Below are 15,542 nucleotides of genomic sequence, written 5' to 3'. Positions count from 1 at the left end.
CTGCAAGTTTTTAGAGTGTGAAGTGATCTTCCTGACTCGTGACCTGGGCGGAGACCGACGGATCCGGTCGTTCGGTGCGGGGCACGGCGCCGGTGGTCTCCAGGATGAGCGCGGCGACAAGGTCCGGGTCGTCGCTCATCGGCACGTGCCCGCAACGGGGCAGCGTCACCACCCGCGCCGCCGGCAGGCCCGCGCGGACGCGGTCGGCCTGGTGGACGCCGAAGATCCGGTCGCAGTCCCCCCAGCCGATGGTCACCGGCACCGTCGCGTCGGACAGCCGAAGGCAGTCGAAGCGATAGTCGCGGGCGGCTCGGGCCACGGCGTTGAAGCCGAGCCCGCGTCGCAGGGCGAGCGCGTCGCCCAGCGCGCGCTCGACGTCCAGCAGCGTCGGGCGGGCCATCAGCGGCGCGAAGCACAACGCCCGCAGGTACGCCGAGCGCAGCGCCACGCGCATTATCGGGGTGGGCAGGTACGAGTTGGCCCGCAGCATGCGGAGGATGGCCAGCGCTCGGCGGCGCTCGGCCGGGGTGAAGAAGCCGGCGGGGGAGAAGGCGGTGGCCGAGGCGACCGCCCCGGTGGCGGCAAGCTCCAGGGCGATCGCCCCACCGAGGCTGTAGCCGGCGACGTGCGGACGCTCCAGCCCCCACTCGGTCAGCGCGGGCAGGACCCCGGCCACGGTGGCGGCCATGTCGGCGGGCATGCCGGTGCCGGGCATCGGAGAGTTGCCGAAGCCGGGCAGGTCGAGCGCGATCACCTCGTGGTGGGCGGTGAGCCGGTCGAACACCGGCTCCCACGCCTGATGACGGTGACCGATGCCGTGGATGAGCACGAGCGGCTCTCCGCTGCCGGCACGTCGGAAGTGGATGCTCATGACCGTCCTCCCACCGACGTCCTGCCGAAGGAACGCCCGAGCTGGCGTACCTCGTCTTCCATCTGGCCGACCATGGTCCGGCCGCCGAACCGGGTGATCAACGCGTCCGAGAGGCCGCTCAGCACCACCGGCCGCAGCGCCTGCACCAGGGCGAGCGACCGTGGCACGTACACCTTGCGCCTGCGGCGCTCGATGCCGTGGAGCAGGGCCTCGACGCACTGCTCGACGGGTACGACTGTGGACAGCGGCCACGGCAACCGGCGCAGCGCGGTGCGGAACGAGGCCAGGTCGTCACGGATGTCGCGGACCAGGTCGGTGTCGATCCAGATGGGATGCGCCGTGCCGACGGTGACGCCGCGTGAGCGGGTCTCCAGGCGCAGCACGTTGGCGAACTGCTCCACACCCGCCTTGGACGCGCAGTAGGCGGCCATCCCGGGCATCGCCGTGAAAGCGGCAGCCGACGAGACGATGAGGACGTGGCCACGGGCGGCGGTGACGTGAGGTAGCGCCGCGCTGACCGTGCGGATCGCGCCGCAGAGGTTCACCTCGACGGTACGGACCAGCGCGTCGACCGGTCCCACGGCGACGGTGCCGAGGTTCGCGATGCCAGCGTTGGCCACGACCACGTCGATGCCACCGAAACGGTCCACGGTGGAGGCCACCGCCGCGTCCAACGCCGCCTGATCGGTGACGTCACACTCGTACCAGTGCGCGTCGAGGTCGGCGCTGAGCTGTTCGAGCAGCTCGCCTTCCAGGCCGACGAGGGCGACCCGGGCCCCGCGAGCGGCGGCCTCGCGGGCCAGCTGCGCCCCGATGCCGCGCGCCGCGCCGGTGATGAGCAGGACCTTGCCTGCCAGGTCATACCGCATCGGCGTGCTCCCGCTCCGGTTCGTTGGGGGTGCTGCCGGTCGAGGCGATCTGGTAGTCGGCCGGGCGGAACCGGCGCAGCCGCATCCGGAAGCTGGTGGCGAAGCCCGGCCAGATGGTGGTGTTGCGGCCGGTGGCGTCGAGGTACCAGCTCGAACAGCCGGTCTGCCAGACGGTGCCGGCCATCTTCTGGTCGACCCGCTCGGTCCAGCGTCGTTGCGCCTGCGCGGTGGGCTCGATGGCCTGGATGCCAGTGGCCCGCATGTGACGCAGGGCCGCGAGCACCAGATGCAGCTGTGCCTCGATCATCAGCACCACCGAGGTGTGTCCGAGCCCGGTGTTCGGGCCGAGCAGGAAGAACAGGTTGGGGAAGCCGGCGATGGTCGTGCCCCGGTACGCGCGCATGCTGGGGGTCCACGCGTCGCCCAGGCTGCGCCCGCCCCGACCGTGGATGCGCCGGACGATGGGGGAGTCGGTGACGTGGAAGCCGGTCCCGAGGATGATCGTGTCCGCCCGGTGGTGGACGTCGTCGTCGGTGACGAGACCGTCCGGCACGATCCGGGCGATGCCGGCGGTGACCACGTCGACGTTCGGTCGGGTGAGCGACGGCCAGTAGTCGTTGGAGATCAGCACCCGCTTGCAGCCCATCGCGTACCGGGGGGTGAGCTTGTCCCGCAGGTTCGGGTCGGGAACCTGACGCCGCAGCGTACGCAGGGACAGGCGCGAGGCGAGGCGGTTGACCGCCGGGTGCAGGAAGCCCAGGCCCATGCTCTCGCGTACCAGGTAGAGCCCTGCCCGGGCGGCCCGCTGCGCGCCGGGCACGGTGCGGAACGCGGCCTGCTCGACCCCGCTGATCCGGCGCGTCAACCTCGGCATGATCCAGGCGGGAGTGCGCTGGAAGAGCGTCAGTTTCTCGACCGTCGGCTGGATCTGTGGCACGAACTGGACGGCCGAGGCGCCGGTGCCGATCACCGCGACGCGCCGGCCGGTCAGGTCGTGGTCGTGCCGCCAACGGGCGGAGTGGAACACCGTGCCGGCGAACTCGTCGATCCCGGGCAGGTCGGGGATGGCCGGGTCGCTCAGCGGGCCGGCGGCACAGATCAGGACCCGGGCGCTGTGGTCGCCGCCCGAGGTGCGCAACAGCCAGCGTTGGCGCTGCTCGTCCCACCTCGCCTCCCGCACCTCGTGGCGCAACCGCAACCTGGGGCGTATTCCGAAGCGGTCGACGCAGCCGCGCAGGTAGTCCCAGATCTCGGGCTGGCCGGAGAACGTGTTCGACCAGCCGGGGTTGGGGGCGAAGGAGAACGAGTAGAGGTGCGACGGGACATCGCAGGCGCAACCCGGGTAGCTGTTGTCACGCCAGGTGCCGCCGACGTCAGCACCCCTGTCGAAGACGAGAAAGTCGGTGAAGCCGGCCCGCTGTAGGCGGATGGCGGCACCCAGGCCACCGAAGCCGGCGCCGATGATGGCAACGTCTGTCTCCATTCACTCCTCCGTGAGCTCGGGCGGGCAGGTCGGGTCGGCCACGGGTGGCCAGGGCGGATCGCCCACGCCGGTGATCCGTACGCCACCCCACGGATCGACCTCGGCCAGTCGGGCCGCCCGGACGCGGTCGGCGATGCGCAACTCGACGTCGCGCCGGCCGGAGCGCAGCAGGTGGGCCACCAGTGGCTCGGGCTCGATCCGTCCGCTCCAGTGGAAGCGGCCGTCGACCGGCTCCCACCGCCCGCTGAGGTGCACCCGGACCGAGGTGCCCTCGACACCCGCCGGGCCGTGGTAGCTCACGGCACGATCCGCTCGTGGGCGCGGGTGAGCTCGTGCGGCAGGTCGGCGCTGGCCCGCACCCCCTCGATGCCGCTCCACAGCAGAGCGGTCAGGTAGTCGGTGAGGGCGGCCCGGCTGATCGGCTGGCCGTGCGTGGTCCACCAGTCGCCGACCGCCTGCACGAAACCCACCAGGCCGTACGCCCAGGGCTCGGCGGGGCCGGCGTCCAGGCCCAGCGTGCGTAGTCGGTCGCCGATCACCCGGGCGAGCCCGGCGGCCACCTGTCGGCTGGTGCCGGCGATCACCTGGTGGATGCCGGGGTCTCCGGACTGGTGCATCAGGAACCGGTAGAGCCTCGGCTCCGACTCGATCACGCCCAGGTAGGCGTCGATCGTCGCTTCGACCAGGCCACGCTCCTCGCGGACCTGTTCGACGGCGGGCGCGATGGTGTCGACCATGCGGGCCGCCACCACCTCGCTGACCGCCACCCAGAGCTGCGACTTGTCGGCGAAGTAGCGGTACAGGACCGGTTTGCTGACGCCTGCGGCGGCGGCCACCTGTTCCATGTCGACCTCCGGCCCGTGCCGCAGCAGTGCCTGCACCGCGGCACCCACCAGCTCCTGCCGTCGCTGCTCGCGATGGTCTGCCCAACGGTCTCGGCGGCCGTTGCCCTTCGCCTTCGGACTGCCGTCGGGGGGCGTGGCCGACGGGTCGGACGCATTGACATCAGTGAGCGGCGATTGCATGCTACTACTCGTAACAGTTACTGGTCGTCACGTCAATATGGAGGAGCCATGGAGGCGGCGGAAACCGGGCGCGCGGCGGTCGCCGAGCGACTGCTCACGTCCTCACTGCGGACCAGCTACGACCCCACCGTCGAGATCGACTGGGACGCCCCACACACCCCCGGCGCCTACTGGCTCCCGCCGCAGCGCAGCAGCCTCTACGGCACGCCGCTGTGGGAGCAGCTCAGCGAGGAGCAGCGCGTCGAGCTGACCAGGCACGAGGTGGCCAGCGCGGCCAGCGCCGGACTGTGGTTCGAGACGATCCTCATGCAGATGCTGATCCGGGAGTACTACCGTGCCGACCCGACCAGCCGGCAGGCCCAGTACACGTTGACCGAGGTCGCCGACGAGTGCCGGCACTCCATCATGTTCGGCCGGCTGATCGAGGCGATGGGTTGTCCGGTCTACCGCGCGAGCACCGTGGACCACCACCTCGGGCGCTTCCTCAAGGCCACCGCCAGCGGCCCTCGGATGTACGCCGCGATCCTCATCGCAGAGGAGATCCTCGACGCGTTCCAGCGCGACATCATGGCGGACGAGTCACTACAGCCCCTCATCCGGATGGTCTCCCGCATCCACGTGGTGGAGGAGGCGCGACACGTCCGGTTCGCCCGCGAGGAACTGGCCGCCGAGGTCGCGGCCACCGGCCCGGTGGGCATGGCGTACGCCCGACTGTTGGTCGGTCGCGCGGCCTACACGATCGCCAACCGCCTGGTCCATCCCGACGTGTACGCGGCGGTGGGCATTCCGCCGGCGATCGGTCGGGCCGCTGCCCGCGCCAACCCGCACTGGCGTGCCACCCTCCGCTGGTCCGCGGCGCGGGTGCACGCCAACCTGGCGGACGTCGGCCTGGTGGCTGGGCCCGGGCGTCTGCTGTGGGCCCGGGCCGGGCTGATCTGACCCGTCGTCCCTGGAGCGAGCGGCGTGGGGCGAGCCGTTCCCGGCCGGACCCCACGCCGCCCGTGTCGGCTCACTCGCTGCGGGCGAAGCCACCCTTCGGCGCGATGATCTCCAGGTTCGTCCCGTCCGGGTCGTTGAAGTACGCGACAGCGGTGCCGACCGCCGCCGGCGGCTCCACCTCGCCGGACGCGAACGTGTACGGCTGTCCGAGGAACTCGAACCCGGCCTCGCTCATCCGGTCGTAGACCGCGCGCACGTCGTCCACGTGGAAGCACAGGTGCATCGAGCCGGGCCGGTTGGCGGCCACCTGGGCGGCGTCGCCGACCGGCTCCTGGAACTGGATCAGGTCGATCCCGAGGTTGTCGAGGTTGAACGTGGCGTACCGCAGCTTCGTCGTCGGCAGCCCCTGTGACTGCGCGAAACCGGCGCCGTGCATGTTCTCGTCCCGAACGACCGGTTCCGCGCCGAGCAGGGCCTGGTAGAACGCGACCGAGCGGTCGAGGTCACTCACCGCGATCCCGACATGCGCGGCCTTCTTCAGCCCGATGGACACGGTCGCGGGATTGGGGAATGGCATCCTGACTCTCCTTACCAGCGGTCTTCGTCGCCTGTGTCGATGCTGATCTTCCTGGCGTACCCCGGGCGAGATCAGTTCATGCGACGTCGCTGTCAGGCCCGTTCGACCCGCGCCTGCTGGTGATCGGTCAGCCGCAGCCCCACACCGCGGACGACATCGATGGTGGCCCCGGTGCCCAGGTCGTGCAGCTTGCGGCGCAGCCGCTTGACCAGCGACTGCACGTCCGCCTTGCGTTCGCGCCCCTCGTCACCCCAGACCGACCGGTGCAGCTCGGCGTAGCTCCAGACCCGGGCCGGCTCGGTGATCAGGCAGGTCAGCAGGTCGTGTTCCAGGCGGGTGAGGTCGATCTCACGTTCCCCGCAGCGGGCGCTGGAGCGGGCGGAGTCGATCACCAGGGCGGCGACCGGTGCCGGTTCGGACGGGGCGGCTGCCTGCTGCGGGGCGGCGATCAGCCGGCGCAGCTCGTCGAGGTCGGAAACCAGCAGCAGCGGCGCGATGCCGTCGAGAAGCTCCGCGAGCCGGATGCGCTCGGCCGGCGACGGGGTCACCGCGATCAGCAGTGGGAACGGCTCGTCGGCCGGATCACCCCTGTTCACCGTTGCCTCGTCCTCGGCCACCGCACCACCCGGGATCGATGGGCATCCCTGCCCAGCTCTCGTCACGGTTCTGACAATGATTGGCAAGCGTGCCGCCAGCCAGGGCAACTCTTAGCGACAAGTTGCTCACGGCAAGTTCTTGATCGTCCGTTCTTCTCGATCATAGTGTCCACTCGGGCAACCGGCGTGACCCGCGCGGTGCATGGGGGAGGTCCACCATGGCCCATTACACCCTGGGTCGTTCTGAGGGAGGCAGCACCGATGTTCAGACGTCCACAATGGCGGCGCGCGGCCAGATCACTGGTGAGCGCCGGCGCGGCGACGATCCTCGCCGCGACATGCTTGGCCACGATCAGCTCGGGCGCGCAGGCCGCGCCGGGCGGTGCGATGGGGGCGGGCGCCCAGACCGGGGACAAGATCCGACCGGAGCTCGCCAAGCAGCTCCAGGCCAAGAGTGAAGGGGACTTCTGGATCCGGTTCAAGGACCGGGCGGACCTGAGCAAGGCCAGCGCCATCAAGGACTGGTCGAAGCGTGGCACGGCGGTGGCGGACGCGCTGCGCAAGACCGCCGCCGCGAGCCAGGGCAAGATCCGGGCCGACCTCGACAGCTCGGGCACCAAATACCAGACCTTCTGGGCCACCAACGCCATCAAGGTGAACAGCGGTTCGCTGGCGATGGCCCAGAAGTTCGCCGGGCACTCGGAGGTCGAGGGCCTCTACGCGCCGGTCGCGTACAAGGTGCCGGAGACGACCAAGGGCACCGACGAGAAGACCGTGAACGCCCTGGAGTGGGGCATCGCCAACATCAACGCCGACGACGTCTGGTCCCAGTACGGCGTCAAGGGCGAGGGCATCACCGTCGCGAACATCGACACCGGGGTGCAGTTCAACCACCCGGCGCTGGTGAACTCCTACCGGGGCAACAACGGCGACGGGACGTTCGACCACAACTACAACTGGTTCAACGCCGCGAACGCCACCGGGGCCTGCGCCACCGCCCCGTGCGACGACGACGGTCACGGTACGCACACGATGGGCACCATGGCCGGCTCCGACGGCGCGAACCAGATCGGTGTCGCCCCCGGGGTCAAGTGGATCGCGGCGAACGGTTGCTGCCCCAGTGACGCCGCTCTGGTCGAATCCGGTCAGTGGATGCTCGAACCGCTGGACCTCAACGGTCAGAACGCGGACGCGAGCAAGCGCCCCAACATCATCAACAACTCGTGGGGCACCCGGGACCCGTCCAACGAGCCGTTCATGGAGGACGTGACGAACGCCTGGGCCGCGTCCGGGATCTTCGGCACCTGGTCCAACGGCAACAGCGGGCCGGCCTGCCAGACCAGTGGCTCGCCGGGCAGCCTCGTCAGCAACTACTCGACCGGCGCGTACGACAGCAACAACAACGTCGCCGGCTTCTCCTCCCGCGGCGCCGGCCAGAACGGCGAGATCAAGCCCAACATCTCCGCGCCGGGCGTGAACGTCCGGTCGAGCATCCCGGGCAGCGCCTACGGCAGCATCAGCGGCACCTCGATGGCCGCACCGCACCTCGCGGGCGCGATCGCGCTGCTGTACTCGGCGGCACCGTCGCTGGTCGGCGACGTCAACGCGACCCGCGCGCTGCTCAACGGCGCCGCGATCGACAAGGCCGACGACCAGTGTGGTGGCACCGCCGCCGACAACAATGTCTACGGCGAAGGCCGACTGGACGCCCTCGCGTTGCTCAACGCCGCCCCGACCGGCGACATCGGCACGCTGGCCGGCACTGTCACCGACGCGACCTCCGGCGCCCCGATCGCCGGCGCGACACTGACGCTCACCGGCGCGTCCGAGCGTGAGCTGACCACCGGTGCCGACGGCAAGTTCTCCACCCAGCTCCCCGCCGGCGACTACCAGGTCGCCGTGGCGGCGTTCGGGTACGCCAGCACCACCAGGACGGCGACGGTCGCCAAGGGCGCCACCACGACGCTCAACGTCGCCCTCACGGCGGTGCCGAGTGTCAACGTCACCGGAGCGGTCACCGACGGCTCCGGCCACGGCTGGCCGTTGTACGCGAAGGTGACAGTGACGGGCGTGTCCGGCGTCTACGACTACACCACCCCGTCGAACGGCCGCTACAGCATCAAGCTGCCGGCCGGGCAGACGTACACCCTGAAGTACGAGCCGCAGTACCCGGGCTACCAGACCGTCACCAAGGAGGTCGTGGTCGGCTCGGGCAACGCCACCGCCAACGTCGCCGTGCCGGTGGACAGCACCGTCTGCACCACCGCGCCCGGATACACGACCGGCTCCGACGGTGAGTACGAGACCTTCGACGCCACGACCACGCCGGCCGGCTGGACCGTCGTGGACAACGCGGGCAGCGGTCAGGTCTGGAAGTTCACCGACGACGGCGACCGGGGCAACCTGACCGGCGGCACCGGCAACTTCGCGATGATCGACAGCGACAACTACGGTGCCGGCACCAGCCAGGACACCTCCCTGGTCAGCCCGGTGGTCGACCTGACCAGCGTCACGGCCCCGGTCATCCGGTTCAACCAGGACTTCAACCAGCTCAACGACGACACCGCCGACGTGGACCTCAGCATCGACGGCGGTGCCACCTGGACCAACGTGCTCCGGCAGGAGACCGACGTCCGGGGACCGAAGCTGACCGAGATTCCGATCCCGCAGGCGGCCGGTAAGGCGCAGGTGCAGGTCCGGTTCCACTACTACGACGCCTCGTACGAGTGGTGGTGGGAGGTCGACAACGTCCTGATCGGCAGCCAGGTCACCTGCGTGCCGGTCGACGGCGGTCTGGTCGTCGGCAACGTCCGCGACAAGAACGACGACAGCTACGTCAACGGCGCGACAGTCACCAGCAAGGACCGGCCCGCCGAGAAGGCCGTCACCGTGGCGACCCCGGACGACCCGGGGCTGGCCGACGGCTTCTACTGGATCTACTCGTCGCTGACCGGCGAGCACCCGTTCACGGCGACCGCCGGCAACTACGTCAGCCAGACCAAGCCTGTCGACGTCGAGGCCGACTGGGCGACCACCGCGAACTTCCAGCTCGCGGCCGGTCGACTGGCGGTGACGCCGACGCAGCTGAGCGCGACGCTCCAGATGCCCAACGGCAAGACCAGCAAGTCGTTCACGGTGACCAACACCGGCGGCGCGCCGGTCGAGGTCAAGTTCGGTGAGCGGGACAACGGGTTCGAACTCCTGCGGGCGGACGGCTCCACGGTCACCCGGCAGCAGGTGCTCGGGTCCAGCGGCGCGCCGGAGCAGCGGCTCACTGTACCGACGTCGTTCGCCGCCAAGGCGTCCGGCAAGGAGGCCAAGGCGGCTGCCGCGGCGGCCGGCCCGCAGGCGGCGCCGTGGACCGACATCGCCAACTACCCGTCCACGATCATGGACAACCGGGTGGTGAACCTGGACGGCAAGGTGTATTCGCTCGGTGGCGGCGACGGTGAGGCCTCCACCGCCAAGAACTACGCCTACGACCCGGCCGCGCAGACCTGGACGGCGATCGCCGACCTTCCCGGCGCGCGCAACGCAGTGACCGCGGGCGTGGTGAACGGCAAGATCATTGTGACCGGTGGCTGGGCCGACGCCGGCCCGGACTCCGCCACCTGGTCGTACGACCCGGGCGCCAACACCTGGACGGAACTGGCCGACAACCCGGCACCGCGGGCGGCAGCCGGTCAGGCCGTCGTCGACGGCAAGCTGTACGCGGTCGGTGGCTGCACCACGGCCGCCTGCCTGCCGATGTCGAACAGCGTCGTCCGGTACGACCCCACCGGTGACAAGTGGGAGACGATGGCCAACTACCCGAAGTCGGTGGCCTTCGCCTCCTGCGGCGGGATCGACGGCGTCCTCTACTGCACCGGTGGCAACGACGGTTCCGCCGCGCAGAAGTCCAGCTACGCCTTCGACCCGGGTGCCAACACCTGGACCGCCGTCGCCGACGCGCCGGCCGACAACTGGGCCAGCTCGTACGCCGTCGCCAGCGGCAAGCTCCTCGTCGTCGGTGGCTCGCAGGGTGGTGCCATCAGCAACGCCGGCTTCGCCTTCGACCCGGCCGCCGGTTCCTGGTCCAACCTGCCCAACTCCAACACCGCGCGGTACCGCGGCGGCGCGGCGTGCGGCTTCTACAAGATCGGCGGCTCGTCCGGCAGCTTCAACGCGGCTCCGGACAGCGAGGTGCTCCCGGGCTTCGAGGGATGCTCCGAGTCGGCGGCCGACGTCAGCTGGATGACCATCGACAAGTCGGCGGTCACCCTCGCACCGGGTGCGAAGGTCACTGTCACCGTCGGCCTGACGGCGAACGTGGACCAGCCGGGCACCTACTCCGGCGGGGTCGCGATCTCCGAGAACACCCCGTACTCGGTGGCACCGGTCGCGGTGACCATGACCGCGAACCCCCCGAAGACCTGGGGCAAGCTCATGGGTACGGTCACCGGCACCAGCTGCCAGGGTGCGACCTCGCCGCTCACCGGCGCGGTCGTGCAGGTCGACTCGTGGGCGGCGTCGTACACCTTTGCCACCGACGCCGAGGGCAAGTACGCCTACTGGGTGGACCGCCGCAACAACCCGCTCACGATGATCGTGGCCAAGGACGGCTGGAAGCCGCAGACCCGTCAGACCCGGATCGACACCGCCACTCCGACGGTGGAGAACTTCGGGTTGGCACCCATCAAGTGCTGATGCTCGAGCACTAGCCGAAGAAATCCGGCCCGCCTGGTCCCCGACCAGGCGGGCCGGACCGCGCCCGGGGTGATCAGACGGAAGCGAGCCGGAAGCCGACGCCGCGTACCGAGTGGATCGTCGCCGTGGCGTTGAGACTGGCGAGCTTGCCGCGCACCCGGCGGACCACCGAGTGCATGTCGGAGCCCCGGCCGAGGTGCCGGTTGCCCCAGACCTCGAGGTGCAGGCGCTCGTAGGTCCAGATCTGCCCGGGCGCGTGCACCAGGCAGAGCAGCACGTCGTGCTCCAGCCGGGTCAGGTCGATCTCCTGGTCGCGCCAGCGCAGCACCCGGCGGTCGGAGTCGACGGCCAGATCCGGTGGCGGTGTCTGTGGGCTCGGCGCCACCTCGGCGAGCGCCACAGTGGTCGGGGGAGCCGGGGCGGCGGGCGCCTCGACCACCCCGAGGAACTCTCGTGCCTGGTCGACGGTCGAGACGATCAGGAAGGCGTCACTGCCGCCGAGCAGCCGGGCCAGATGTCGCCGCTCGGCCGGCGAGGATGCGATGCCGATGACCAGGCTGGCCACTGGAATTGCCTGCATTTGCCAACACCTTCCGGTTCCCCAACTCACTCCGGATGGATTTTTCGCACCGAAACATCGATCGGCGTCCTGACCCTAGTGGTGACTGATCTCGGCTGGGTAAAACCTGGTCGCATGTAAGCATGTGAATCCCGCCGCGCCGTCCAGGTCCACCCGGTCCACCGCCGACGATCCGCTTTCCCGGAAGCGGCGGGGGTTGTTGTGACAGAACCAAGACAATCCGAGGACGGGGTACGGACCTGCCGGGGCGAGCATGGTCGCCATGTCCATCGGATCGTTGTACTCCGTCGGGCGGTCGACGCCCGGTCCGGCGCGACCGCTGCCGCAGGCCCGCGCGGCGGTGCCACTGGGGCTTCGACTGCTCGCGGCGGCGCTGTCCGGTCTGGTTGCCCTGACCCTCATCGCCGCCGTGTTCGTGCGGACGTACCCCGGGCAGTGGCTGGACGGGGTGCTCCTGCCGCGCGCCGAGCGGGGCGGGGGGTACGAGCAGCAGACCGTGCTGGTGGGCCCGGCCAAGACCGTGCTGGCCACCTTCGGCAGCCCGAGCCTCATCGGGGCCCTACTCGGTGTGGTGCTGCTGGTGGGTGTGCTCCGCCGGCGGCTGGTGGCGGGGATCGTCGGTGTGGGCATGGTCGTCTGCGCGGTGCTGCTGGCCGGCGCGGTGAAATCGGAGCTGCCCCGCCCGGATCTGCAGATCCTGAGCTCCACCACCCACAACAGTTTCCCCAGCGGCCATGTCGCGGCGGCGACCGCCCTGCTGCTGGCGTTCATGCTGGTCCTGCCCGGGTGGGCCCGGCGCTGGCTGGCGGCGCCGGGCGCGGTCGGTGTCTCGGTGATCGCCTCCGCCACGATGATCGCGGGCTGGCACCGGTTCAGCGACGTGCTCGGTGGCGTACTGCTGGGTGTGACAGTGTTCTGCCTGGCCGCGGCAGCGTTGGCGGTCCGGTCCGGCGACCGCGACCCGACCGGCGGTTCGGGCGGCGGCAGCCTCTGGCGCAGGCTGGCCGAGGCGGGGGTCGCGCTCGTGCTGCTGGTCTGGGCGCTGCTGGTGGTCGTGCCCGGTCTGGCCGCGTCGGTGCAGCGCGGCTTGTTGATCGCCATCGTGGCCGCGGCCGCGTCGACGATGTTCCTGGTGGGCGCTGTGGTGTTCCTGGTGCGTTCGACGGACTTCGAGGTGCCGCTCTCCCCGCGGAACCCCGCGCAGCCAGCGCCGACGACCGAAACCCGAAAGATCTCATGATGGGATACTTGACGACATGTCCCAGGTGCTGTTGATCGAGGACCACCAGACGGTGCGCGACGGACTGCAGTTGGCGCTCACCCGGCAGGGCCACACCGTGCATGCCGTGGGCACCGGTGAGCAGGGGTTGGAGCGGCTGCGCACGACCCCGTCCGATGTCGTGGTCCTCGATCTCATGCTGCCCGGGATGGACGGGTTCGAGGTCTGCCGCCGGATCCGGCAGCTCGGCGACCTGCCGATCATCATGCTCACCGCCCGCAACGACGACATGGACGTGGTGGCGGGCCTGGAGGCCGGCGCCGACGACTACGTGGTCAAGCCCGTGCAGGCCCGGGTGCTGGAGGCGCGCATCCGCGCGGTGCTGCGCCGGACCGGTGGCGACTCGCGGCGCGGCGGCGACCGGGCCGGCCTGGAGCAGCACGGCGCGTTGACCATCGACCGGGCCGCGCTGGTGGTCAGCAAGGATGGAACGCCGGTCAGCCTCGCCCCGACGGAGCTGCGGCTGCTGCTCGAACTCTCGCACACGCCGGGCCAGGTGCTCAGTCGTCAGCAACTGCTGGAGGCCGTGTGGGAGCACGGCTATCTCGGCGACTCGCGACTCGTGGACGCGTGCGTCCAGCGGGTACGCGCCAAGATCGAGGCCGACTCGTCGGCACCGGTCTACATCCAGACCGTGCGTGGTTTCGGATACCGGTTCGGGCCGCTGTGACACAGTGGCGCCGAGTCGGCGCGTGGGTCTCGGGTCTACGGGTCCGGCTCGTCCTGGCGTTCGCGCTGCTGGGCGTGATCACGACGGTGGCGGTGGCCAGTGGCAGCTACTTCCAGGCTCGGAACGTCATCCTGCAGCAGGCGCAGGACGCCGCGGTGATGTCACTGACCGACCAGCTCACCAAGGTCTACCCGATCGCCCAGCTTCCGCCGAACCAGGACGACCTCGAACTGTTGGCCCAGCGCCTCAGCGACCGGGAGAGCTTCGCGGTGGTCGTCTACCGCGACATGCGGGCACAGGGCGGCTCCGAAATCACCGACCCGCTCACCCCCGAGCTGCGGCAGAAGGTCCGCGACGGTCGCATCGCCTGGCAGCGGGTCTCACTCGCCGGACAGCCCGCGCTGCTCATCGGTACCCAGTTGGCGCTGGACCGCCCGGACGGCACGTCCCGCCCGTCCGGGGTGGAGGTCTACTCGGTGCGCAATCTCGTGCCCGAGCAGCAGAGCATCGACCAGCTCGCCACCAGGGCGTGGCTGACCGGCGGGTTGTCCCTGGTCCTTGCCGTCCTGCTGGCGCTGCTGTCCGCCCGCGGAGTCCTGCGACCCGTCCGCGACCTCGGCCGGGCGGCGCGCCGCCTCGGTGAGGGCGACCTGAGCACCCGGTTGACGGTCCGCGGCGCCGACGAGCTGGCGGATGTGGCACGGACCTTCAACGACACCGCGGGCACGTTGGAGCGGCAGGTCGGCGAGCTGCGGCGGTTGGAATCCGACGCCCGCCGCTTCGTGGCCGACGTCTCGCACGAACTCCGGACACCGCTGGCCGCGATGACTGCGGTCACCGACGTGCTCGACGAGGAGGCGGAACACCTGCCCGGGGACGCGGGCCGGGCCGCTCGGCTGGTCAGCCAGGAGACGCAGAACCTCACCCAGCTGGTCAACGACCTCATCGAGATCAGCAGGTTCGACTCCGGCACCGCGCGGCTCGCCCTGGACGACGTGGACGTGGCCGCTGCGGTGACCGCGACCCTGCGGATCCGCGGCTGGCTGGAGCGGGTACGAACGGAGTTGCCACCCGGCGTCGTGGCCCGACTCGACCCCCGCCGACTGGACGTCATCGTCGCCAACCTGGTCGGCAACGCCTTCCGGCACGGTGCCGAGCCGGTGTCGGTGCGCCTGCGCGCCGACCCGGACTGGGTCACCATCGAGGTGGCCGACCGGGGGCCGGGACTGGATCCGCAGGTGTTGCCGCACGTCTTCGACCGCCTCTACAAGGCCGACACCGCGCGAACCCGCTCCGAGGGCAGCGGCCTCGGTCTCGCCATCTCCTGGGAGAACGCGCGCCTGCACCGCCACGGCGAGCGACGGGGGAGTCTCGTCGCGGGCAATGGCACCCACGGCGGCGCGGTGTTCACCCTCCGCCTGCCCCGCGAAACGGCGGACACCGGAGGTGCCCCGTGACCGGCCGACGGACGGGCCGCGCGCTGCTCGCCAGCGGACTGCTTCTGACCCTGCTCGCGACGGGCTGTGGGGTACGACCCAGCGCGGTCATCACCGGTCGCCCGCCGATCAGCGGCCCCGCCCAGGGCACCTGGGTCTACCTTGTCGCGCAGGGCGAACTGGTGCTGGTCCTCCGCCCGGTCAACGCGGATCCGTCGCCCGCCGCCGCGCTCTCGCTGCTCGCGGCCGGCCCGCAGGAGAACGAACGCGCCCAGGGTTTCACCAGCGACGTCCCGGCCGGGCTCGATCCGGTCACTGTGACGGCGGGAGCCGGTCGGTCCGGTGACCTCACGGTGCGGGCGAACATCGCCGCGCAGGCGTTGTCGGCGCACGCGGCCGACCAGATCATCTGCACGACGGTCGCCGCCGCGGCGCAGGTCAGCGCGGCGAACACCGCCACCACCGTCGCCATCGTCGGGTCGGACGGCGCCCGAGGGCCTCGGGCGTGCCCGATCAGGTGACCGGGCACCG

General features: G+C 70.7%; 14 protein-coding genes. 6 read left to right on the top strand and 8 right to left on the bottom strand.

Going from position 1 to position 15,542, the window contains the following annotated elements; genetic code table 11:
* Window positions 1–10 precede the first annotated feature (10 nt).
* From GA0070561_RS11025 to GA0070561_RS11005, 5 genes are read right to left on the bottom strand one after another with little or no spacing between them, the layout of a single operon-like run.
* The gene (locus tag GA0070561_RS11025) at window positions 11–871 is read right to left on the bottom strand and encodes an alpha/beta fold hydrolase (protein ID WP_091399231.1); all 861 of its coding nucleotides are present in this window, start codon (window positions 869–871) and stop codon (window positions 11–13) included.
* Window positions 868–1,740, bottom strand: a complete 873-nt coding sequence (locus GA0070561_RS11020; RefSeq protein ID WP_091399227.1) for an SDR family oxidoreductase — start codon at window positions 1,738–1,740, stop codon at window positions 868–870. Before GA0070561_RS11020 ends, GA0070561_RS11025 begins: the two co-directional genes overlap by 4 nt.
* Entirely contained in the window at window positions 1,730–3,223 is a 1,494-nt protein-coding gene (locus tag GA0070561_RS11015) for a flavin-containing monooxygenase (RefSeq protein ID WP_091399224.1), read from the bottom strand. The genes GA0070561_RS11020 and GA0070561_RS11015 overlap by 11 nt, the downstream gene beginning before the upstream one ends.
* Window positions 3,224–3,523: a DUF4873 domain-containing protein gene (locus GA0070561_RS11010; protein WP_091399221.1), complete on the bottom strand. Its 300-nt coding sequence runs from the start codon at window positions 3,521–3,523 to the stop codon at window positions 3,224–3,226.
* Window positions 3,520–4,248 (bottom strand): TetR family transcriptional regulator, encoded by a 729-nt coding sequence (locus GA0070561_RS11005; RefSeq protein ID WP_091399218.1) that lies wholly within the window; start codon window positions 4,246–4,248, stop codon window positions 3,520–3,522. The genes GA0070561_RS11010 and GA0070561_RS11005 overlap by 4 nt, the downstream gene beginning before the upstream one ends.
* Window positions 4,249–4,296: 48 nt before the next feature.
* On the opposite strand from GA0070561_RS11005, the gene GA0070561_RS11000 reads away from it, so the two are divergent.
* Window positions 4,297–5,187, top strand: a complete 891-nt coding sequence (locus GA0070561_RS11000) for an AurF N-oxygenase family protein (protein ID WP_091399215.1) — start codon at window positions 4,297–4,299, stop codon at window positions 5,185–5,187.
* A gap of 70 nt (window positions 5,188–5,257) precedes the next feature.
* Here GA0070561_RS11000 and GA0070561_RS10995 read toward each other — a convergent pair whose 3' ends face one another.
* Both GA0070561_RS10995 and GA0070561_RS10990 read right to left on the bottom strand, forming a co-directional pair.
* Window positions 5,258–5,764: a VOC family protein gene (locus tag GA0070561_RS10995; protein ID WP_091399212.1), complete on the bottom strand. Its 507-nt coding sequence runs from the start codon at window positions 5,762–5,764 to the stop codon at window positions 5,258–5,260.
* 92 nt (window positions 5,765–5,856) lie between these two features.
* Entirely contained in the window at window positions 5,857–6,381 is a 525-nt protein-coding gene (locus tag GA0070561_RS10990) for a winged helix-turn-helix domain-containing protein (protein ID WP_091399210.1), read from the bottom strand.
* 240 nt (window positions 6,382–6,621) lie between these two features.
* Here GA0070561_RS10990 and GA0070561_RS10985 point away from each other — a divergent pair, with 240 nt between their 5' ends.
* A complete protein-coding gene (locus GA0070561_RS10985) occupies window positions 6,622–11,046 on the top strand; it encodes a S8 family serine peptidase (protein WP_091399207.1) in 4,425 nt (1,474 codons plus the stop codon).
* Between the two features lie 73 nt (window positions 11,047–11,119).
* On the opposite strand, the gene GA0070561_RS10980 is transcribed toward GA0070561_RS10985, so the two are convergent.
* On the bottom strand, window positions 11,120–11,626 hold the full coding sequence (locus tag GA0070561_RS10980) for a winged helix-turn-helix domain-containing protein (RefSeq protein ID WP_091399204.1): 507 nt from the start codon (window positions 11,624–11,626) through the stop codon (window positions 11,120–11,122).
* Window positions 11,627–11,888: 262 nt separating this feature from the next.
* Here GA0070561_RS10980 and GA0070561_RS10975 point away from each other — a divergent pair, with 262 nt between their 5' ends.
* From GA0070561_RS10975 to GA0070561_RS10960, 4 genes are read left to right on the top strand one after another with little or no spacing between them, the layout of a single operon-like run.
* Complete coding sequence (locus GA0070561_RS10975) at window positions 11,889–12,866, top strand: phosphatase PAP2 family protein (protein ID WP_167362370.1); 978 nt, start codon at window positions 11,889–11,891, stop codon at window positions 12,864–12,866.
* 16 nt (window positions 12,867–12,882) lie between these two features.
* Entirely contained in the window at window positions 12,883–13,575 is a 693-nt protein-coding gene (locus GA0070561_RS10970; RefSeq protein WP_091399198.1) for a response regulator transcription factor, read from the top strand.
* Window positions 13,572–15,032 (top strand): sensor histidine kinase, encoded by a 1,461-nt coding sequence (locus tag GA0070561_RS10965; protein WP_091399195.1) that lies wholly within the window; start codon window positions 13,572–13,574, stop codon window positions 15,030–15,032. The genes GA0070561_RS10970 and GA0070561_RS10965 overlap by 4 nt, the downstream gene beginning before the upstream one ends.
* On the top strand, window positions 15,029–15,532 hold the full coding sequence (locus GA0070561_RS10960; RefSeq protein WP_091399192.1) for a hypothetical protein: 504 nt from the start codon (window positions 15,029–15,031) through the stop codon (window positions 15,530–15,532). The genes GA0070561_RS10965 and GA0070561_RS10960 overlap by 4 nt, the downstream gene beginning before the upstream one ends.
* The last annotated feature ends 10 nt before the right edge of the window (window positions 15,533–15,542 follow it).

This window comes from Micromonospora saelicesensis (assembly GCF_900091575.1).
Taxonomy (GTDB): domain Bacteria; phylum Actinomycetota; class Actinomycetes; order Mycobacteriales; family Micromonosporaceae; genus Micromonospora; species Micromonospora saelicesensis.
The sequence above is the reverse complement of the archived record's forward strand: the minus strand, read 5'-3'. Positions and strand labels throughout refer to the sequence as shown.